Raw genomic sequence first — 23720 nt, 5'->3', positions numbered from 1 at the left:
GAGGGCATCACCCTCGTGGTCGCCGGGGAGGCCACCGCCCCCGAACTCGTCGGCCGCTGGTCCGCGGGCCGCCGCATGATCAACGCCTACGGCCCCTCCGAGACCACCGTGTGCGCCACCATGAGCGCCCCGCTCGCCGGAGAGGTCGTACCGCCCATCGGCGGCCCCATCACGGGCGCCCGCGTCTACCTCCTGGACTCCGCGCTGCGCCCGGTCCTGCCCGGTGTCCCCGGCGAGCTCTACCTCTCCGGAGCGGGCCTCGCACGCGGCTACCTCGACCGTCCGGCGCTCACCGCCGAACGCTTCGTCGCCAGCCCCTTCGAGGGCCCCGGCGCCCGTATGTACCGCACGGGAGACATCGCCACCTGGGACCGGGACGGCCGACTCGTCTTCCAGGGACGCGCCGACAGCCAGGTGAAGCTCCACGGCTTCCGCATCGAGCCGGGCGAGATCGAGTCGGTGCTGCTGGCCCGGGACGGCGTCGCCCAGGCCAGTGTGATCGTCCGCGAGGACCGGCCGGGAGACCACCGGCTGGTCGCCTACCTGGTGCCGGAGGCCGGTGCCGCCGCGCCGACCGTGGCCGCCGTGCGCGCCGCCGTGTCGGACGCGCTGCCGGCCCACATGGTGCCCGCGGCGTTCGTGACGCTCGACGAGCTCCCGGTGACGCCCAACGGGAAGCTGGACCGGCGGGCACTGCCCGCCCCGGACTTCTCCGGGGTGGCCTCGGGGCGCACACCGCGCACTCCCCAGGAGGAGATCCTGTGCGGGCTGTTCGCGGAGATCCTCGGCGCGTCCGTCGTCGGCATCGACGACAGCTTCTTCGAGCTCGGCGGCCACTCCCTGCTGGCGACCCGCCTGGTCACCCGGATCCGCTCGGTGTTCGGCGTGCGGCTCTCGCTGCGCAGCCTGTTCGAGTCGCCGACCGTGGCCGCGCTCGCCCAACTGCTCACCTCGGAAGGCCCGGTGACCCGGCGGATCGAGCCGGTGCCGCGCCCGGCCGACGTCCCGCTGTCGCTCCAGCAGACCAGGCTGTGGTTCCTCAACCGGTTCGAGGGCCCGAGCCCGGCGTACAACGTGCCGATGGCGGCCCGGCTGACCGGCCCGCTGGACGTGGCGGCGCTGCGCGCGGCGCTGGCCGACGTGGCGCGGCGGCACGAGTGCCTGCGCACGGTCTTCCCGGACCGTGACGGCACGCCCTGCCAGGTCGTGGTGGACGCTGTCCCGGAGCTGCGGGTGAGCGACGTCGACCGGGCCGGTCTCGACGCGGCGCTGGCCGGGGCCGCGGGCGAGGGCTTCGACCTGACCGCCGAGCCGCCGGTACGGGCGCGGCTGCTGCGGCTGGGCGACGAGGAGCACGTGCTGCTGGTGGTGATGCACCACATCGTGATGGACGAGTGGTCGGCCGTGCCGTTCGGCCGCGATCTGTCCGCCGCGTACGGCGCGCGACGCGAGGGCGGTGAGCCGTCGTTCGAGCCGTTGCCCGTGCAGTACGCGGACTTCGCCCTGTGGCAGCGCGACGTGCTCGGCAGCGAGGACGACCCGGACAGCGCGGTCTCGCGGCAACTGGCCTTCTGGAGCGAGACGCTGGCCGGCCTGCCGGACGAGCTGAACCTGCCGGCCGACCGGCCGCGTCCCGCGACCCCCTCCTACCGGGGCGGCACGGTGGGCTTCCGGATCAACCGGGAGGTCCACCAGCGCCTGGTCGCGCTGTCCCGCACCTGCCAGGCCAGCGTGTTCATGACGTTGCAGGCGGGTCTGTCGGTGCTGCTGCACCGGCTGGGCGCCGGTTCCGACATCCCGCTCGGCACGCCGATCGCCGGGCGCGGCGACGAGTCGCTGGACGACCTGGTCGGCTTCTTCATCAACACCCTGGTGCTGCGCACCGACCTGTCCGGGGACCCCGACTTCCGTGACCTCCTTGGCCGGGTCCGGGAGGCCGACCTGGCCGCCTACGCCCACCAGGAGGTGCCGTTCGAGCGGCTGGTCGAGGTGCTGAACCCCAGCCGTGCGATGTCCCGGCACCCGCTGTTCCAGGTGATGCTCACCCTGCACAACAACCCGACCGCGCCGTTCCGGCTGCCGGGCGTCCGGGTCGGCACGCAGCGCGTCGACACCGGGGTGTCCAAGTTCGACCTGCTGTTCAGCCTGCGCGAGAGCTACACGGCCGACGGGCGGCCGGGCGGCGTCGAGGGCTTCGTGGAGTACAGCGCGGACCTGTTCGACGAGCCGACGGCGGAGCGGATCGCGGCGGCCTTCGTACGGGTGCTGGAGGGCGTCGTCGCCGAACCGGCCCGCCCGGTGAGCAAGGTCGACGTGCTGGACCCGGTCGCCCGCCACGAGCTGCTGGTCACCCGCAACGCCACCGAGCACGAGGTGCCCGCCGCCTCGCTGCCCGAGCTGTTCCAGGCCGGGGTCGCCCGACACCCCGCCGCTCCCGCGCTGGTGTGCGGTGACGAGGAGCTGACCTACGCCGAGCTGAACGCGCGGGCCAACCGGCTCGCCCGGCTGCTGATCGGCCGCGGCGTCGGCCCCGAGGACATCGTGGGGCTGGCCCTGCCCCGCTCGGCGGAGCTGGCCGTGGCTCTGCTGGCCGTGCTCAAGTCCGGCGCGGGCTATCTGCCGGTCGACCCGGAGTACCCGGCCGAGCGGATCGCCTTCATGCTGGCCGACGCCGCTCCACGGGTGCTGCTGACCGCCACCGGAGCCGCCGGCCGGCTGCCCGCCGGGCCGACGCTGGCGCTGGACGACCCGGCCGTACTGGCCGAACTGGCCGCGCTGCCGGACACCGACCCCGGCGACGACGAGCGGGCCGGGCCGCTGCTGCCGCGGCACCCCGCCTACCTGATCTACACGTCCGGCTCGACCGGCCGCCCCAAGGGCGTGGTGATGCCCGGCGGCGCGCTGGTCAACCTGCTGTGCTGGCACTCCGCGGCCGTCCCCGCCGAACCCGGCGCCCGGACCGCCCAGTTCACCGCGATCAGCTTCGACGTCTCGGCCCAGGAGATCCTGTCGGCCATGCTCGACGGCAGGACGCTGGTGGTGCCCGACGAGGAGACCCGGCGCGACCCGGCGAGGTTCGCGACCTGGCTGCGGGAGCGGAAGGTCACCGAGCTGTACGCGCCCACCATGATGCTGGACGCCCTCGGCGAGGCGGTCGCCGAGCACGGCAACGGCCTTCCGGACCTGCGGCACATCGCGCAGGCCGGTGAGGCGCTGGTGCTGGGCGACCGGGTGCGCGAGCTGTGCGGCGCGCACCCGGAGCGTGTGCTGCACAACCACTACGGCCCGTCCGAGACCCACGTGGTCACCGCGCACACCCTGCCCGCTGACCGGTCGGCCTGGCCCCGGACCGGCGCGCCGATCGGGCGCCCGGTGTGGAACACCCAGGTGTACGTGCTGGACGCGGCCCTGCGGCCGGTGCCGGACGGAGTCGGCGGCGAACTCTACATCGCGGGCGCCCAGTTGGCCCGCGGCTATCACGACCGTCCGGGTCTGACCGCCGAGCGGTTCACCGCCGACCCGTTCGGGCCGCCCGGCACCCGCATGTACCGCACCGGCGACCTGGTGCGCTGGAACCGCGACGGTGAGCTGGAGTACGCCGGCCGCGCGGACCAGCAGGTGAAGATCCGCGGCTTCCGGATCGAGCCGGGCGAGATCGAGGCCGTACTGCGCACCCACCCGGAGGTGGCGCGGGCCGCCGTGGTCGCCCGGGACGACGGGCGGGGCGGCCGCCGCCTGGTCGGCTACGTGGTGCCGGTGTCCGGCGCGATCGCGCGGGCGGAGCTGCGCGCGCACGTCGCGGCCGCGCTGCCGGACCACATGGTGCCCGGGGCGCTCGTGCTCATGGACGCGTTCCCGCTGACGCCCAGCGGCAAGCTGGACCGGGCCGCGCTGCCGGCGCCCGAGGCCGAGGAGCCCGCGGGCCGTGCCCCGCGCGGCCCGCGGGAGGAGATCCTGTGCGGTCTGTTCGCCGAGGTGCTCGGCGTCGGATCGGTCGGCGTCGAAGACGACTTCTTCGCCCTCGGCGGCCACTCGCTGCTGGCCACCAGGCTGGTCGGCCGGATCCGCGGCGCACTGGGCGTGGAACTGGCCGTACGGGACGTCTTCGAGTCCCCGACCGTGGCGGGCCTGGCCGGCAAGGCGTCCGGCGCGGCGGGCGCGCGCCCCGCGGTCCGCGCGATGCCCCGCACGGACCTGGTCCCGCTGTCGTTCGCTCAGCGTCGGCTGTGGTTCCTCAACCGCCTGGAGGGCCCGAGCTCCACGTACAACCTGCCGCTGGCCGCCCGGCTGACCGGGGCGCTGGACGTGCCCGCGCTCAAGGCCGCGCTCGGTGACGTGGTGGCCCGCCACGAGAGCCTGCGCACCACGTTCCCCGAGGTCGACGGCGTTCCCCGCCAGTCGGTCGCCCCGGCCGGGCAGGCCGCCCCGGTCTTCACCGTCACCGAGACCGACGAGGCCGGTCTGGACGCCGCCCTGGAGGAGGCCGCCTTCCGCGGCTTCGACCTGGCCGGTGAACTGCCGTTGCGGGCCCACCTGTTCCGGCTCGGCGCGGACCGGCACGTCCTGCTCCTCGTGATGCACCACATCGCGGGCGACGGTCTGTCCATGGCGCCGATGGCACGCGACCTGGCCGAGGCGTACGGCGCCCGGCTGGCGGGCCGCGCGCCCGGCTGGGCGCCGCTGCCGGTCCAGTACGCGGACTACACGCTGTGGCAGCGCGACGTGCTGGGCAGCGAGACCGCGCCGGACAGTGAGATCGCCCGGCAACTGGAGTTCTGGCGGGCCTCGTTGACCGGGCTGCCGGACGAGCTGCGGCTGCCCGCCGACCGGCCGAGGCCCGCGGTGGCCAGCCACAGGGGCTCCACGGTTCCCTTCGCGGTCCCGGCCGAACTGCACGAGCGGATGGCGCGGTTGGCCCGGCGGACCAGGACCAGCCTGTTCATGGTCGGTCAGGCCGCGCTCACCGCGCTGCTGACCCGGCTCGGCGCGGGCACCGACATCCCGCTGGGCACCCCGGTCGCTGGCCGCGACGACGAGGCGCTGGACGACCTGGTCGGCTTCTTCGTCAACACCCTGGTGCTGCGCACCGACACCGGCGGCGACCCGACCTTCACCGCGCTGCTCGACCGGGTCCGCGAGAACGACCTCGCCGCCTACGCCCACCAGGAGGTGCCGTTCGAGCGTCTGGTGGAGGTGCTCAACCCCGAACGCTCGCTCGGCCGCCACCCACTCTTCCAGGTGTGGCTGAACCTGCAGAACACCGCCGACGTCGAGATCGGCCTGCCCGGCCTGGAGATCGGCGCGCAGGGCGTCGGCATCGGCGCCGCCAAGTTCGACCTGGCATTCAGCCTGCGCGAACGCTACGACGAGCGGGGCGCGCCGCTCGGTATGACCGGCCTGGTCGAGTACAGCGACGACCTGTTCGACCCGGAGACCGTCTCGCGGATGGCCGGCCGGCTGCTGCGCCTGCTGGACGCCGTGTGCGCCGACCCCGACCTGCCGATCAGCCGGCTCGAGGTGCTCTCCCCGGCGGAACGGCGGCAGGTGCTGCACGACTTCAACGCGACCGCGCGCGATGTGCCGCGCGGCACGATCGCGGAGCTGTTCGGCCGTCAGGCCGCAGCCACCCCGGACGCGGTGGCGCTCCGATACGACGGCACGGAGCTGAGCTACGCGCGCCTGGACGCCGAGTCCGACCGTCTCGCGCACCTGCTGGTCCGCAGGGGCATCGGCCCCGAGGACGTGGTGGCGGTCGCGCTGCCGCGCACGCCTCGGTCGGTCGTCGCCCTGCTGGCGGTGCTCAAGGCGGGTGGGGTGTACCTGCCGGTCGACCCGGCCTATCCGGCCGAGCGGATCGCCTTCATGCTCGCCGACGCCCGGCCCGCCGTACTGCTGACCGAGGGACCGGCCGACGCCGGGCTGCCCGCCTCCGGCGTCCCCCGGGTGCTGCTGGACGACGCCGGTGTGCGCGCCGAACTCGCCGCGCTGCCGGACACCGCCCCGGACACGGGCCGCACGGCCTCCCCCGCCAACGCCGCCTACATGATCTACACCTCCGGCTCCACCGGCACGCCCAAGGGGGTGGTGGTCCCGCACACGGGCATCGGCGGATTCGGCGCGATCCGCGAGCAGTTCGAGCTCGACGCGAGCAGCCGGATGCTCCAGTTCGCCTCCTCCAGCTTCGACGCCGCCATCTGGGAGATACTCGCGCCGCTGCTGGTCGGCGGCGTCCTGGTGATGGCCCCCGCCGCCGACCTGGCCGTCGGCGAGCCGCTGGCCGCGCTGCTGGCCCGGGAACGCGTGACGCACGCCAACATCCCGCCGGCCGCGCTCGCCGTGCTGCCGCGGGGCGCGCTCCCGGACGGCATGAACGTGATCGTCGCGGGTGAGGCGTCCACGCCCGACCTGATCGCCCGCTGGGCGGACGGCCGGCGGCTGCTCAACGCCTACGGCCCGACGGAGGCGACCGTGTGCGCCACCGTCAGCGGACCGCTCACCGCGGGCGTCAACCCGCCGATCGGCCGCCCGCTGTGGAACGTCCGGGTGCTGGTCCTCGACGAGGCGCTGCGACCGGTCCCGGTCGGCACGCCCGGCGAGGCCTACCTGGCCGGCGCCGGTCTGGCCCGCGGCTATGCCGGCCGGCCGGGGCTGACCGCCGAGCGGTTCACGGCCGACCCGTACGGTCCCTCCGGCTCCCGGATGTACCGGACCGGCGACCTGGTGCGCTGGCTGCCGGACGGCGACCTGGAGTTCGTCGGCCGTGCCGACGACCAGGTCAAGATCCGCGGTTTCCGGATCGAGCCGGGCGAGATCGAGTCGCTGCTCGCCGCCCACGCCGACGTGGCGCAGGCCGCCGTACTGGCCCGGGAGGACGAGCCCGGCGAGCGGCGCCTGGTCGCCTATGTGGTCGCCGCGGAGGACCGTACGGCACCCGCGGTGGCTGCGCTGCGGGAGCATGTGGCCGCGCGGCTGCCGGAGTACATGGTGCCGTCGGCCTTCATGGTGCTCCCGGCGCTCCCGTTGACGCCCAACGGGAAGATCGACCGCAGGGCGCTGCCCGCGCCGGAGCCGACCGGCCCGTCCGGTGGCCGTGCGCCGCGCAACGCGACCGAGGCCGGGCTGCGGCGGATCTTCGCCGAGGTGCTGGGCGACGAGGATGTCGACGTCGAGGCGAACTTCTTCGAGCTCGGCGGGCACTCGCTGCAGGCGACCAAGCTGGTCAGCCGGATCCGCAGCGAGTTCGCCGCCGAACTGCCGCTGCGCGACTTCTTCGAGAACCCCACGGTGGCCGGCCTGGCCGTGCTGGTCGGCGGGGCGGGGGACGCCCGGCAGACCGTGGTGCCGCAGCCGCGGCCCGAGCACGTCCCGCTGTCGTTCGCCCAGCGCCGCCTGTGGTTCCTCAACCGTCTGGAGGGCCCGAGCCCCACCTACAACATCCCGCTGTCCATGCGGCTCACCGGCGACCTCGACGTGGAGGCGCTGCGGTCCGCGATCGGTGACGTGGTCGCCCGGCACGAGAGCCTGCGCACCACGTTCCCCGAGACCGGCGGCACCCCCCGCCAGGAGATCCTCGACCCGGAGACGGCGACGCCCCCGCTGCGGATCGCCGACGTGGCACCGGAGGAACTGGACGCCGCGGTCGCCGCGGCCGTCGCTCACGGCTTCGACCTGGCCGCCGAACTGCCGTTGCGCACTCACCTGTTCACCGTGGGCCCGCGCGACCACGTGCTCGTGTTCCTGGTCCACCACATCAGCTGCGACGGCTGGTCGCTCGGCCCGCTGCTGCGCGACCTGTCCGACGCCTACCGGGCACGGACGGCCGGGCGGGCGCCGCAATGGACGCCGCTCGCCGTGCAGTACGCCGACTACGCCCTGTGGCAGCGCGACGTGCTGGGCAGCGAGGACGACCAGGACTCGCGTCTTGCCGCGGAGTTGGGCTACTGGCGCGAGCAACTGGCCGGTATGCCGGAGGAGCTGGCGCTGCCCACCGATCTGCCGCGCCCGGCCCGGCCCAGCCACCGGGGCGGACTGGTCCGGCTGCGGCTTGAGCCCCCGGTGCACCGTGCGCTGGCGGAGCTGGCGAAGACGGCCGGGGCCAGCCCCTTCATGGTCCTGCAGGCCGCCCTCGCCGCGCTGCTCGGCCGGATCGGCGCGGGCAGCGACATCCCGCTGGGCACCACGGTCGCCGGACGCACCGACGACGCCCTGGACGAGCTGGTCGGCTTCTTCGTCAACACCCTGGTGCTGCGCACCGACACCAGCGGCGACCCCAGTTTCCGGGCGCTGGTGGAGCGGGTGCGGCGCACCGACGTCGCCGCCTTCGAGAACCAGAACGTGCCCTTCGAACGGCTCGTGGAGGTGCTCGCCCCCACCCGCTCGATGTCCCGGCACCCGCTGCTCCAGGTCATGCTGAACCTGCTGAACACCCCGCCCGCCGAGCTGAGCCTCGGCGACGACCTGGTCATCGCCCAGCAGCCGCACGGCCTGCGGGTGGCCAAGTTCGACCTGGCGTTCAACCTGGCCGAGACGGTGGACGCGGAAGGGCGGCCGGACGGCGTCGTCGGTGTGGTGGAGTACAGCACCGACCTGTTCACCGAGGGCACCGTCCAGTCGCTGGCGGACCGGCTGGTCGCCCTGCTGGAGCGGCTGCTGGCCGAGCCGGACCGGCCGATCGGCGAGCACGACCTGCTGACCTCCGGCGAGCGGGAGCTGCTGCTCGGCGCCTGGCGCGGCACCGCGTCCGAGGTGCCGGCGGGCACCCTGGCGGAGCTGTTCGAGGCGCAGGCGGCGCGCACCCCGCGGGCGACCGCCCTGTGGTGCGAGGGCGAGCGGACCAGCTACGCCGAGCTGAACCGGCGGGCCAACCGGCTGGCCCACGAACTGATCGCCCGCGGGGTCGCCCCGGGCCGGACCGTCGCGGTCGCCGTCCCGCGCTCCCCGCTCCAGGTCGCCGCGTTCCTGGCGGTGGCCAAGGCGGGCGCCGTCCATCTGCCGGTGGATCCGGAGTATCCGGCCGAGCGCGTGGCGTTCATGCTCGCGGACGCGGCACCGGCCGCCCTGCTGGCCACCGAGGCCTCCCGCGGCCTGCTGCCGGACGCACCGGCCGTGCCCGCCTGGGTCCTGGACGAGCCGGGGTTCGCCGCCTCGGTGGCCGCGCGCCCGGCGACCGACCCCCCGGCGGCGGCAGTCGTGAACAGCCCCGCCTATGTCGTCTACACCTCCGGGTCGACCGGCCGGCCCAAGGGCGTGCTGGTCGGGCACACCGGTCTGGCGTCGTTCGTGCACAGCCACGTCGAACGGCTGGGCCTGGACGGCGGGAGCCGGGTGCTCCAGGTGGTGTCGGCCAACTTCGACGTGTCGGTCGGCGATCTGGCGATGACCCTGCTGTCCGGGGCCACGCTCGCCCTTCCCGGCCCGGGCCGGGAACTGGTCGGTGAGGGCCTGGCCGACGCCATCGAAGCCGCCGGCGCCACCCACGTCATGCTGCCGGCCCCGCTCCTGGGCACCCTCCCGGAGCGGGAGCTGCCCAGCCTGCGCTGCGTCGTCTCCGGCGGAGAGGCGCTCTCGCCGGGCCTGCTGGCCCGCTGGTCGGCCGGACGCACCGTCGTCAACGTCTACGGGCCGACCGAGACCACCATCGCCGCCACACTCAGCGGTCCGCTGTCCGGCGACACGGCGCCGCCGATCGGCCGCCCGGTCGCGGGCACCCGCGTGGCGGTCCTCGACGAGCGGCTGCGGCCGGTGCCGGTGGGCGTCGCGGGCGAACTCTGCATCGCCGGCTCCGGAGTGGCCCTCGGCTACCTGGGCCGCCCGGCGCTGACCGCGGAGCGGTTCGTCGCCGACCCGTTCGGTCCGGCCGGCGCCCGCATGTACCGGACCGGCGACCTCGTACGCTGGAACCGCGGCGGCGAGCTGGAGTTCGTCGGCCGATCCGACCAGCAGGTCAAGATCCGGGGCTTCCGCGTCGAACCCGGCGAGATCGAGACCGTGCTGCTCGCCCGGCCCGGACTCGCCCAGGCCGCGGTGATCGTGCGGGAGGACCAGCCGGGCCTCAGACAGCTCGTGGCCTACGTGGTCCCGGACGAGGGAGCCCGGCCACCGGAGCCCGCCGTGCTGCGCAAGGACGTCGCGGCCGCGCTGCCGGACTACATGGTCCCCGCCGCCTTCACCGTCCTGGACGCGCTGCCGCTCACCGCGAACGGCAAGCTGGACCGTGCCGCCCTGCCCGCGCCCGAGTTCGGCGGCGAGCCCGGCCGCGGCCCCGCCACCGAGCGGGAGGCCGCCCTGTGCCGGATCTTCGCCGAGCTGCTCGGCCGGGAGACGGTCGGGGCCGACGACGGCTTCTTCGACCTCGGCGGCGACAGCATCGTCTCCATCCAACTGGTCAGCCGGGCCCGGACGGCCGGGATCGAGCTGACGGTGGCGGACGTGTTCGAGCATCGCACCCCCGCGGCGCTCGCCCGGATCGCCGAGGCCGCGACCGAGTCCCTCGCCGAGGACGCGGACGCGGGCATCGGCGAACTGCCGCTCACCCCGATCATGCACTGGTGGCGGGAGCACGGAGGCCCGGTCGACGGCTTCCACCAGGCGATGACGGTCCGGACGCCCGCCGCGCTCGACCTGCCCCGACTGACCGACGCCGTACAGGCCGTGCTCGACCGGCACGACGCGCTGCGGCTCCGGCTGGCCAGGGACGGCGACGACGACTGGCGGATCGAGGTACGCCCCCGGGGCGAGGTGCGCGCCGAACAGCTGGTGCATCGCGTGGACTTCGCGGACGCCGCCGCCTCCGGCGACATCGAGGCGCAACGCGCGCTGCTCGTGGAGCACGGCCGGGCGGCGGCGCGGCGGCTCACCCCGGAGTCCGGCTCTCTGGTGCGGGCGGTCTGGTTCGACGCCGGTACCGGCCGGCCCGGACTGCTGCTGCTGGCCGTGCACCACCTGGTGGTGGACGGCGTGTCCTGGCGGATCCTGCTGCCGGACCTGGCCGCCGCCTGGTCCCGGGCGGCGGACGGCCGGGAGCCGCTCCTGGAGGCGGTGCCCACCTCGCTGCGCACCTGGGCCGGACGCCTGGCCGAGGAGGCGAACAGCGCGCCCCGGATCGAGGAACTGCCACTGTGGCGAGCCGCGTTGAGCGGCCCCGACCCGCTGCTGGGTGCCCGGCCGCTGGACCGGGAGCGTGACGTGTTCGGCACGGCGCACAGCCTGCGCCTCACCCTGCCCGCCGAGGTGACCGAGCCGCTGCTGACGAGCGTGCCGGGCGCCCTCGGCGCCGGGATCAAGGACGTACTCCTCACCGCCTACACGGTGGCCGTGGCCTCCTGGCGGGCCCGGCGCCGGCCGACCCGGGGCAACGCGGTGCTGGTCGAGATGGAGGGCCACGGCCGCGAGCCGGTGGTCAGGGGCGCCGATCTGGGCCGTACCGTCGGCTGGTTCACCAGTTCCTTCCCGGTGCGCCTCAATCCGGGGCAGGTGGACTGGAACGACTTCTGGGGCGGCGGCGCGGCGGTGGACGCCGTGCTCGCCAAGGTGCGCGCCCAGCTCGCCGAACTGCCCGACGGCGGCATCGGCTACGGACTGCTGCGCTACCTCAACGAGCGCACCGGGCCGCAGCTGGCCGCCCTGCGCACGCCGCAGCTCGGCTTCAACTATCTGGGCCGGTTCGCCGCCGGCGGCGGTGACGCCCCGGCCCAGGACTGGAGCCCGCCGCCCGGCCTGGCCGGACTGACCGGCGGCGGCGACGCGGCCATGCCCATGGCACACAGCCTGGATCTCAACGCGCAGACCGAGGACCGTGCCGACGGCCCGCGGCTGGTCGCCGCCTGGGCATGGCCCGACGGGATGTTCGACGAGGCGGACGTACGGGACCTGGCCGAGGCCTGGTTCCGGGCGCTGACGTCCATGGTGGACCGCGGCCGTGCCCTGACGGCGGCACCCGCCCGGCCGGGCACGCCCACGCTGGTCACGGTGGACCAGCAGGAACTGGACGAGTTCGAGAACGAACTGGACGACGAGGGGTTGTCATGGTGAACCAGTCGCGCATCGAGGATCTCCTGCCCTTGTCGCCCTTGCAGGAAGGGCTGCTCTTCCACTCCCAGTACGCGCAGGACGACGAGAGCGCCCTCGACGTCTACACGGTGCAGATCGCCGTGGACCTGGACGGAGCCCTGGACACCGGCCGCCTTCGTGACGCGGCCGCCTGGCTGCTGCGCCGGCACGCCAACCTGCGGGTCGGCTTCCGCCGCCGCAAGAACGGCGATCCGGTGCAGGTGGTGTACCGCAACGTCGAGCTGCCCTGGTCCGAGATCGACCTCAGCGACGGTCCGGCCGACGGGCGGGAGGACCGGCTCGCCGAGCTGATGGCCGCCGACCGGGTGCGTCCGTTCGACCTGAGACGTGCGCCGCTGCTGCGCTTCACTCTGATCCGGCTGGGCGGGAACCGCTGCCGGTTCCTGATGACCAACCACCACATCCTGCTCGACGGCTGGTCGGGACCGCTGCTGATGCGCGAGCTGTTCGCGCTCTACTCCGGCGGCGAGCTGCCGCCGGTGACGCCCTACCGCGACTACCTGTCCTGGCTGGGACGGCAGGACAGGCGGGCCGCCCTCGCCGCCTGGCGCAACGCGCTGGGCGACGTCCAGGAGCCCACCCTGGTCGCGCCGGACGCCGAGCGCGGCGCGGTGGTCCCACAGGACCTGCTGGTCACGCTGCCGGAGGAGCTGAGCAGCGGGCTGGCCGAGACGGCCAGGCGCTGCGGCGTCACCCTGAACACCGTGGTGCAGGCCGCCTGGGGCGTCCTGCTGGGCAAGCTGACCGGACGCGACGACGTCGTCTTCGGCGGCACCGTCTCCGGCCGGCCCTCGGCGGTCCCCGGCGTGGAGAACATGGTCGGCTCGTTCATCAACACCCTGCCGGTACGGGTCTCCGCGCGGCCGGCCGAATCCTGGGCGGAGCTGCTGCAGCGGCAGCAGCGGCAGCAGGTGGACCTGCTCGACCACCACCACCTCACGCTCGCCGACGCCCAGGCGCAGTCCGGGGTGACGGGCGAACTCTTCGACACCCTGGTCGTGTTCGAGAACTATCCCGTGGAGGCCGACGGACTCGGCGAACTCGCAGAGGGCCTGCGGATCACCGGCGCGGTCGGCCAGGACGCGACCCACTACCCGCTGAGCCTGTTCCCGGCGCCCGGCCGGCGCATGCGGATCCGGCTCGGCTACCGCCCGGACCTGTTCGACCGGGAGCGCGCGCAGGGCATCCTCGACACGCTGGTCGGCATCCTCACCCTCATCCACGCCGACCCCGAGGCACCCGTCGGCCGGGTCCAGGCCCTGCCCCCGGCCGAACGCCGCCTGCTGCTGACGGAGTGGAACGACACCGCGGTCCCCGTGGGCGCCGAATCCGTCGTCGACGCCTTCGCGAGGCACGCGGCGCTCACCCCGGACGCCGTCGCCGTGATCGACGCCGACGGCGAGGTCTCCTACCGGGAGCTCGACGAACGCGCCAACCGCCTCGCCCGCCACCTCGCGGCCGCGGGCGTCGGACCGGAGTCATGGGTCGCCGTGGCCCTGCCGCGCGGGGCGGCGCTGCTGACGGCGCTGCTCGCGGTCCTCAGGACCGGCGGCGCCTACGTCCCCCTGGACCCGGAGTACCCGGCCGACCGGATCGGCTACATCCTCGACGACGCACGCCCCTGCGCGCTGCTCACCGACTCCTCCGTGACCGGCCTGCCCGAGGTCCCCGGGGTGCGGCGCGTCGTGCTGGACGAGACCGCCGTCACCGACGCCCTCGCGCAGCTTCCCGGCACCGGCCTGACCGACGCCGACCTGACCGCGCCGGTCCGTCCGGCCCACCCCGCCTACGCGATCTACACCTCCGGCTCCACCGGCCGCCCCAAGGGCGTCGTGGTCTCCCGCGCCAACATCGCCAACCTGGTCGCCGACATGCGGGCCCGGTTCGGCGTCGACGCCGCCGACCGGCTGGTCGCTGTCACCACCGTCGCGTTCGACATCGCCGCGCTGGAACTGTTCGTACCGCTGAGCGCGGGCGCCACCGTGGTCATCGCCTCCCGCGACCAGGTGCTCGACCCGCCGGCGCTCGGGCGGCTGATCACCGGCACCGGCGCCACGCTCATGCAGGCGACCCCCACCCTGTGGCAGGCACTGGTCTCGGAGCGGCCGATGGCCCTGGCCGGGCTGCGGGTCCTGGTCGGCGGCGAGCCCGTGCCGGCGGGCCTGGCCGCCCGGCTGCGCGCGCTGGCCGCCGAGGTCACCAACGTCTACGGCCCGACCGAGACCACCGTCTGGTCAACCTCGGCGCTGCTGGGCGACCGGCCGGGGCTTCCGCCGATCGGCCGGCCGATCGCCAACACCCGTGCCTACGTACTGGATTCGGCGCTGTCCCCCACCCCGGTCGGTGTCGCGGGCGATCTGTACCTGGCCGGGGACGGCGTGGCCCGCGGCTACGCGGGCCGGCCGGGACCGACCGCCGAGCGGTTCACGGCCGACCCGTTCGGCGCGCCGGGCTCCCGCATGTACCGCACCGGTGACGTGGCGCGCTGGTCGGACGACGGCCAGCTGGAGTTCGTCGGCCGGGTGGACGACCAGGTGAAGATCCGCGGCTTCCGGGTCGAACCCGGCGAGATCGAGGCGGTGCTGGCCGAGCACGACGACGTCTCCCAGGCCACCGTGGTCGCCCGGGACGACGAGTCGGGCGAGAACCGCCTGGTCGCCTATCTGGTGCCGGTCTCCGGCCGCAAGGTGCCGGCGGTGGACGCGCTGCGCGCCCACGCGGCGACCCGGCTGCCCGACTACATGCTGCCGGCCGTCTTCGTCCCGCTGGACGCGCTGCCGCTGACCCCCAACGGCAAGGTGGACCGCAAGGCGCTACCCGCCCCCGACTTCGCCGCCATGGTGACCCGCCAGGGCCCGCGCACCCCGCAGGAGGAGATCCTGTGCGGGCTGTTCGCGGAGATGCTCAACCTGACGTCGGTCGGCGTCCACGACAACTTCTTCGAGCTGGGCGGCCATTCGCTGCACGCGACCCGTGTGGTCAGCCGGATCAGATCGGTCTTCGAGGTCGAACTGCCGCTGCGGGAGCTGTGGGAGGCGCCGACCGTCGCCGAACTGGTCGGCAGGATCGGCGGCGCGGCCGGCGCCCGCGCCACCCTGCGGCCGTGGGAACGGCCGGCGGAGATCCCGCTGTCCTACGCGCAGCGCCGGCTCTGGTTCATGAACCGCTTCGAGCAGAGCAGCACCGCCCACAACATCGTCCTCGCGGTGCAGATCAGCGGCCCGCTCGACGTCGACGCACTGCGCGCCGCCGTACGGGACGTGGTCGCCCGGCACGAGAGCCTGCGCACCGTCTTCCCCGACCGGGACGGCGAGCCGCGCCAGGACATCCTCCCTGCGGGCCGGGGCTGCGAGCTGGCCATCGTGCGGACCACCGCGGAGGACCTGGACACCGCCATCACCGCGGCCTCCGCGCAGAGCTTCGACCTGGCCGTGGAGACCCCCCTGCGGGTCACCCTGTTCCAGACCGGCCCGGAGTCCCACGTCCTGCTGACCGTGCTGCACCACATCGCCGGCGACGGCTGGTCGCTCGACCCGTTCTCCGCCGACCTGGCACGTGCCTACACCTCCCGGGCCGCCGGTACGGCGCCCGACTGGCAGCCGCTGCCGGTGCAGTACGCCGACTACACCATGTGGAACTACGGGATCCTGGGCTCCGAGGACGACCAGGACAGCCTGATCCGCCGGCAACTCGACTTCTGGGAGCAGACGTTGACCGGCCTGCCGGACGAGCTGCGCCTGCCCACGGACCGCCCGCGGCCCGCCGAGGCCGACTACCGGGCCGACTCGGTGCTGCTGCACCTGCCGGCCGAACTGCACCGTGATCTCGCCGCGCTGGCCCGGCAGACCGGCACCACCCTGTTCATGGTGCTCCAGGCGGGCCTGGCCTCGCTGCTGTCGGTGCTGGGCTCAACCTCCGACGTGGTGCTGGGCAGCCCGATCGCGGGCCGCACGGACGACGCGCTGGAGCGGGTCGTCGGCTTCTTCATCAACACGCTGGTACTGCGCACCGACCTGTCCGGCGATCCGACCTTCACCGAGCTGCTGGGCCGCGTGCGTGAGGCGGACCTCGCCGCCTACGCCCACCAGGACGTGCCGTTCGAGCGGCTGGTGGAGGTGCTCAACCCGGAGCGCTCACTGGCCCGCCACCCGCTCTTCCAGGTCTCGCTGGCACTCCAGAACACGCCGGAGAGCAGCATGGGCCTGTCCGGCCTGAACTGCACCGTGCGCCAAGTGCCGGTCAAGTCAACCCAGTTCGACCTCTCGCTGAGCTTCAACGAGAGCATCGACCGCGAGGGCGGACTTCAGGGGATCAGCGGCCTCATGGAGTTCCGCCTCGACCTCTTCGACCGCTCGACCGTCGAGGAACTGGGCGAGCGGCTGGTGCGCTTCCTGGAGGCCGTTGCCGCCGAACCGGAACTCCCGGTGCGCGCCGTCGACGTGCTCTCGGCGCCCGAACGGCGGCAGTTGCTGCACGACTGGAACGACACGGCGCGTGGTGACGTGGTGCCGGTGACGTTCCCGGAGTTGTTCGGCGCGACCGTGGAGCGGAACCCGGACGCGGTGGCACTGGTGCACGGCGAGGAGTCGCTGTCCTATCGGGAGACGGACGAACGGGCCAACCGGCTCGCCCGCGTCCTCATCGACGCCGGAGTCGGCCCCGAGCGACTGGTGGCACTGATACTGCCCCGCTCGGTCGACATGGTCGTGGCCCAACTCGCCGTACTCAAAGCAGGCGGCGCCTACCTGCCCATCGACCCCGACTACCCGGCCGAACGCATCGAGTACATCCTCGGCGACGCCGCACCCGCACTGATCCTCTCCACCGAGGACACCGCCGAACGACTCGGGGAAGTGGGCGGCGGGACACGCTGGCTGACCGCCGACACCGACCTGGGCACCGACAGCTCTCCGGTGAACGCCGGTGCTCTGCGACCGGACCACCCCGCCTACGTCATCTACACCTCCGGCTCCACCGGACGCCCCAAGGGCGTAGTGGTCTCCCACCGCGGCCTCGCCGCCTTCGCCACCTCCTGCGTCGAACGCTTCACAGTCGAGGCAGACTCACGCGTCCTGCTGTTCTCCTCACCCAGCTTCGACGCCTCGGTGCTGGAGCTGTGCACGGCGGTCGCCGCAGGCGCCGCCATGGTCGTCCCACCCGCCGGCCCCCTGGTCGGCGAAGCCCTGGCCGACGTCCTGCGCGACCACCAGGTCACCCACGCCCTCATCCCCCCGGCCGCACTCGCCAGCATCCCCACCGAACAGGCAACCCGACTCACCCACTTCCAGGGCCTCATCGTCGGCGGAGACGCCTGCCCACCCGAACTCGTCACCCGCTGGGCACCCGGCCGCCGCATGATCAACGCCTACGGCCCCACCGAAGCCACCGTCGCCGTCTCGACGAGCACGCCTCTGACCCCCGGCGGGGCCGTGCCGATCGGCTCCCCGGTGATCAACACCCGCGCCTTCGTCCTGGACGCCTGGCTGCGCCCCGTCCCGGTCGGTGTCGCCGGCGAGTTGTACGTCACCGGCGACGGACTCGCCCGCGGCTACCTCAACCGCCCCGCGCTGAGCGCCGAGCGGTTCGTGGCCGACCCCTTCGGCCGGCCCGGATCGCGGATGTACCGCACCGGCGACGTCGCGCGATGGACCTCGGACGGCACCCTGGAGTTCGTCGGACGCGCCGACGAACAGGTCAAGATCCGCGGCTTCCGCATCGAACTCGGCGAGATCGAGACCGTACTCGCCGAGGACCCCGCCGTCGCCCAGGCGGTGGTGAACGCGCGGGAGGACGAAGAGCACCGCAAGCAGCTCGTCGCCTACCTCGTGCCCGACGCCGCCTCCGAGATCGACACCGCACGGCTGCGGGAGCGGGTGAGCGCCGGCCTGCCCGACTACATGATGCCCGCCGCGTTCGTCGTGCTCGACGCGCTGCCGCTCACCCCTCACGGCAAGCTCGACCGCAAGGCCCTGCCCGCGCCCGAGTTCACCTCGTCCCGGGGCAGCCGGGAGCCACGCGACGAGACCGAGAGGATCCTGTGCGGGCTGTTCGCCGAGGTGCTCGGCCTGTCCGAGGTGGGGATCGACGACAGCTTCTTCGACCTCGGCGGCGACAGCATCGTCTCCATCAAGCTGGTCAGCCGGGCGCGCGCGGCAGGCGTCGAGTTCACCGCCCGGGACGTGTTCGAGCACAAGACGGTCGCCCGCCTAGCGGCTGCCGCCGGAGGTGCCGGGACGTCCGCCGTGAGCCTCGCGGACACCGACGGCGTCGGCTCGGTGCCGCTGCTGCCGATCATCCACTGGATGCGGGAGCGCGGCGGACCGATCCGGCGCTTCAACCAGACCATGATGGTCGTCGTCCCGGCCGAACTCGGCCTGAAGCGCCTGGAAGCCGCCCTCCAAACGGTGCTCGACCACCACGACGCACTGCGGATGCGGCTGCGCCGCACCGGCGGGCTGATCTGGAACCTGGACATACCGTCTCGCGGCGAACTGCGCGCCGCCGACTGCGTCCGCCGGGTCGACATCGCCGGGCTGGGCCGGGAGGAGACCAACGCCCGGATCGGTGAGCACGTCCAGGCGGCCTGGGACCGGCTCGACCCCGAGACCGGCGCGATGGTGCAGGCGGTGTGGTTCGACGCGGGTCCCTCCGCTCCCGGCCGGCTGCTGCTGGTCGTGCACCACCTGGTCGTGGACGGCGTCTCCTGGCGGATCCTGCTGCCCGATCTGGCTCAGGCCTGGGCCGAGGTGGCGGCCGGCAGGACGCCGGAACTGGCGCCGGTGGGAACCTCGTTGCGCACCTGGGCCCAGCGGCTGACCGAGGCCGCGCAGGACGCCGAGCGGGTCGGGGAGCTGGAGACCTGGCTGGACGTGCTCGGCGCGTCCGACCCGCTGCTGACCCCCGAACCGCTCGACCCGCGACGGGACATCACCGCGACCGCGCGCACCATGTCGCTGGTCCTGCCCACCGACCTGACCGCCGCGCTGCTCACCACCGTGCCCGCCGCCTTCCACGCCCGGGTCAACGACGTCCTGCTCACCGCGTTCGGCGCGGCGGTGGCACAGTGGCGGCGGACCCACGGCCGGGGCGACCACACGGGCGTGCTGATCGACCTGGAGGGCCACGGCCGTGAGGAGATCGTCGACGGTGTCGACCTGCACCGCACCGTCGGCTGGCTGACCAGCCTCTTCCCGGTCCGGGTCGACCCGGGCCCGCTCGACTGGGGTGAGTTCTGCGCCGGGGGCGCGTCGGCCGGCCGGGCCCTGAAGGAGGTCAAGGAGCAGCTGCGCAGGCTGCCGGAGAACGGCATCGGGTACGGCCTGCTGCGCTACCTCAACCCGCAGACCAGCATGATGCTCGCGGGCCTGCCCAAGCCGCAGATCGGCTTCAACTACCTGGGCCGGTTCGCCATCGCCGAGGAGGAGACGCGGGCCACGCCGCAGGAGTGGAGCCCGGCCCCGGAGTCCGGCGGACTCGGCGGCGGCGGCGACACCGACGTACCGCTGAGCCACAGCATCGACCTGAACGCGCAGACCCAGGACCGCGCCGACGGGCCGCGGCTGGTCGCCGTCTGGTCCTGGGCGGACGCGTTGTTCACCGAGGAGGAGGTGCGGGAGCTCGCCGAGACCTGGTTCGAGGCGCTCGGCGCGCTGGTCGCGCACGTGGCGCGCCCCTCGGCCGGTGGTCACAGCCCCTCCGACCTTCCGCTGGTTCCGCTGACCCAGGCCCAGATCGACATGGTGGAGGCGGCCGACCCGGAGCAGCTCGAGGACGTGCTGCCCCTCACTCCGTTGCAGGAGGGCCTGCTCTTCCACGCCCAGTTCGACGAGCACTCCCCCGACGTCTACAACATCCAGATCGCCGTGGACGTCGAGGGCGGCCTGGACGCCCCCAGGCTCCGGGAGGCCGCGGCCGGGTTGCTGCACCGGCACGCCAACCTGCGGGCCGCGTTCCGGCAGCAGGGCCTGGACCGGCCCGTGCAGGTGGTGCGGCGCGGGGTGGAACTGCCGTGGCGGGAGGCGGACTTCAGCGGCCTCGCGCCCGAGGAGCGGGACGCCGAGCTGGCCGCGTTCATGGCCGCCGACCGCGTGGACCGGTTCGAGGTGGAACGGCCGCCGCTGTTCCGGTTCACCCTCGTCCAACTGGGCGAGAACCGCTGCCGGTTCGTCCTCACCACCCACCACATCCTGCTGGACGGCTGGTCCGCTCCGCTGGTGATGCGCGATCTGTTCGTGCTCTACGCGGGCGGGAACCTTCCCGCGCCCACCCCCTACCGTGAGTACCTGTCCTGGCTGGGCCGGCAGGACCGCGGGACCGCGCTCGCCGCGTGGCAGCGGGTGCTCGAAGGCGTCAGCGAACCGACGCTCATCGCGCCGGAGGACTCCGGCCGCCGGGCGACCGTGCCGGACGAGCTGCTGTTCCGCGTGCCCGAGGAGCTGACCACCGCGCTGAACGCGGCTGCCCGGCGCTGCGGTGTCACGCTCAACACCGTCGTCCAGGCGGCCTGGGGTGTTCTGCTGGGACGGCTGACGGGACGCGACGACGTCGTCTTCGGCGGCACGGTCTCGGGCCGCCCGCCGGAGATCGACGGCGTGGAGAACATGGTCGGCCTGTTCATCAACACACTGCCGGTACGCGTCCGGGTGCGGCCCGGCGAGTCGTGGGCGGAGCTGCTGAACGGTCTTCAGAGCCGGCAGACCGAGCTGATGGGCCACCAGTATCTGGGCCTGCCGGACATCCTCCGTGCGCAGGGTGTCGACCAGCTCTTCGACACCCTCACCGTCACCGAGAACTATCCGATGGACACAGGAACGCTCGGCAGGCCGACCGAGGGCCAGCGGATCACCGGCCTTGAGGCACGGGACGCGAACCACTACCCGATCTCCCTGATCGCCGTTCCGACCCGCGAACTACTGCTGAAGTTCGAGTACCGCGGCGAGCTGTTCGAGCGCGCCGAGATGGTGCGCTGGATGGACTGGCTGGTCGGGCTGATCAGCCAGTTCGCGGCCGATCCGGACCGGGCCGTCGGCGAAGCCGAACTGCTGTCCCCCGAGGAACGGCATCGGGTGCTGGTGGAGTGGAACGACACGGCGCGTGGTGATGTGGTGCCGGTGACGTTCCCGGAGTTGTTCGGCGCGACCGTGGAGCGGAACCCGGACGCGGTGGCGCTGGTGCACGGCGAGGAGTCGCTGTCCTATCGGGAGACGGACGAACGGGCCAACCGGCTCGCCCGCGTCCTGATCGACGCCGGAGTCGGCCCCGAGCGACTGGTGGCACTGATACTGCGCCGCTCGGTCGACATGGTCGTGGCCCAACTCGCCGTACTCAAGGCAGGCGGCGCCTACCTGCCCATCGACCCCGACTACCCGGCCGAACGCATCGAGTACATCCTCGGCGACGCGGCTCCCGCACTGATCCTCTCCACCCAGGAGACCGCCGAACGGCTCGGGGAAGTGGGCGGCGGGACACGCTGGCTGACCGCCGACACCGACCTGGGCACCGACAGCTCTCCGGTGAACGCCGGTGCTCTGCGACCGGACCACCCCGCCTACGTCATCTACACCTCCGGCTCCACCGGACGCCCCAAGGGCGTCCTCGTCTCCCACCGAGGCCTGGCCGCCTTCGCCGCCTCCTGCGTCGAACGCTTCACCGTCCAGGCAGACTCACGCGTCCTGCTGTTCTCCTCACCCAGCTTCGACGCCTCGGTGCTGGAGCTGTGCACGGCGGTCGCCGCAGGCGCCGCCATGGTCGTCCCACCCGCCGGCCCCCTCGTCGGCGAAGCCCTGGCCGACGTCCTACGCGACCACCAGGTCACCCACGCCCTCATCCCCCCGGCCGCACTCGCCAGCATCCCCACCCAAGCAGCCGTCGAACTCCCCGGCTTCCAGGGCCTCATCGTCGGCGGAGACGCCTGCCCACCCGAACTCGTCACCCGCTGGGCACCCGGCCGCCGCATGACCAACGCCTACGGCCCCACCGAAGCCACCGTCGCCGCCACCATCAGCGCACCGCTCACTCCCGGCGGCCCGGTCCCCATCGGCACCCCGGTCATCAACACCCGCGCCTATGTCCTCGACGCCGCGCTCCGCCCCGTCCCCCACGGTGTCGCCGGCGAGCTCTACGTCACCGGCGACGGACTCGCACGCGGCTACCTCAACCGCCCCGCACTCACCGCGGAACGCTTCCTCGCCAACCCCTACGGCCCACCCGGGACACGCGTCTACCGCACCGGCGACATCGCCCGCTGGACCCCGGACGGCACCCTGGAGTTCGTCGGACGCGCCGACGAACAGGTCAAGATCCGCGGCTTCCGCATCGAACTCGGCGAGATCGAGACCGTACTCGGCCGGCACGAGACCGTGGGTCAGGCGGTCGTCGTCGTCCGCGAGAACGAGGAGGGTGCGAAGAGCCTGGTCGCCTACGTGGTACCGGCGGACGGGGCGACGGTCGAGGTGCCCCGGCTGCGTGACGCCCTGGCCGCGCGGCTGCCGGACCACATGACGCCCGCCGCGTTCGTCGTGCTCGACGCGCTGCCGCTCACCGCCCACGGCAAGCTCGACCGCAAGGCCCTGCCGGCGCCCGACTTCAGCCCCACGGACTGGACGGGGCCGCGCACTCCGCGGGAGGAGATCCTGTGCGGCCTGTTCGCCGAGGTGCTCGGGCTGGAGACGGTCGGCGTGCACGACAGCTTCTTCGACGTCGGCGGCGACAGCATCATGTCGATGCGGCTGGTCACCAAGGTCCGCGCCACGTTCGGCGTACGGCTGAGCATCCGCACCATCTTCGAGGCGCCCACCGTCGCGGAGCTGGCGGACCGGCTCGCGGGCGACACCGAGGGGGACACCCTGGACGTTCTGCTGCCGCTGCGTACCACGGGCGACAAGGCACCCCTGTTCTGCGTGCACCCGGCGGGTGGCCTGAGCTGGGTCTACTCCGGGCTGATGAAGCACATCGGTGCGGACCGCCCGCTCTACGGTCTCCAGGCCAGGGGCCTCGCCGACCCCTCGGCGCACCTGCCGGGCAGCATCGAGGAGATGGCGGCGGACTACGTCGCGCAGGTGCGCGGCGTCCAGCCGAACGGCCCGTACCACCTGCTCGGCTGGTCGCTTGGCAGTCTGGTGGTCCACGCCATGGCCACCCAGCTCCGGGCCGCGGGCGAGGAGGTCGGACTGCTGGCCAACCTCGACCAGTACCCCATCGACCGCTCCGAGCCGGAACCGGAGCGCCTGCCCGACCAGCAGGACGCGCTGCGGATCATGCTGGACTTCGTCGGCCACGACATGGACAGCCTGGGCGACGAACCGCTGGAGTACGCGATGGTGGCAGAGGTGCTGAGGGAACGGCAGAGCGTGTTCGCCAACCTCGACGAGTCCGCCATCGCCGCGCTGGCCCAGGTGTTCGCGAACAGCCGCACCCTCATCGGCGGTTTCGAGCCGCGGCCGCTCGACAGCGACGTACTGGTCCTCGTCGCCGAGCCCGACGAGACGGTGCCTGCCGCGGAACTCGCCGAACGGGCCGAGCGCTGGCGGCCGTTCGTGACGGGAAAAATTGAATACAGGGTGGTGCGTTGTACCCACGCCCATATGATGCAGGCTGAACCGGCCGCGGAAATCGGCCGCGTACTCGCCGAGAAGCTCGGAGAAAGCAAGTAG

At 73.5% G+C, this 23720-nt stretch carries 2 protein-coding genes (1 of these 2 cut by a window edge); both read left to right on the top strand.

What is annotated here, in order from left to right; translation table 11 throughout:
• Positions 1-12030: the 3' portion of a non-ribosomal peptide synthetase gene (locus tag CG719_RS19865; RefSeq protein ID WP_100570029.1), read on the top strand. It extends 2142 nt beyond the left edge of the window; only the last 12030 of its 14172 coding nucleotides appear in the window; the start codon falls outside the window, past its left edge; it ends in the stop codon at positions 12028-12030.
• On the top strand, positions 12024-23720 hold the full coding sequence (locus CG719_RS19860; protein ID WP_100570028.1) for a non-ribosomal peptide synthetase: 11697 nt from the start codon (positions 12024-12026) through the stop codon (positions 23718-23720). The genes CG719_RS19865 and CG719_RS19860 overlap by 7 nt, the downstream gene beginning before the upstream one ends.

The sequence above is a fragment of the Streptomyces sp. CB01373 genome, from assembly GCF_002803075.1.
Lineage (GTDB): Bacteria > Actinomycetota > Actinomycetes > Streptomycetales > Streptomycetaceae > Streptomyces.
Note: the sequence above shows the minus strand (reverse complement) of the source record. Positions and strands in the feature narration are given on the sequence as shown.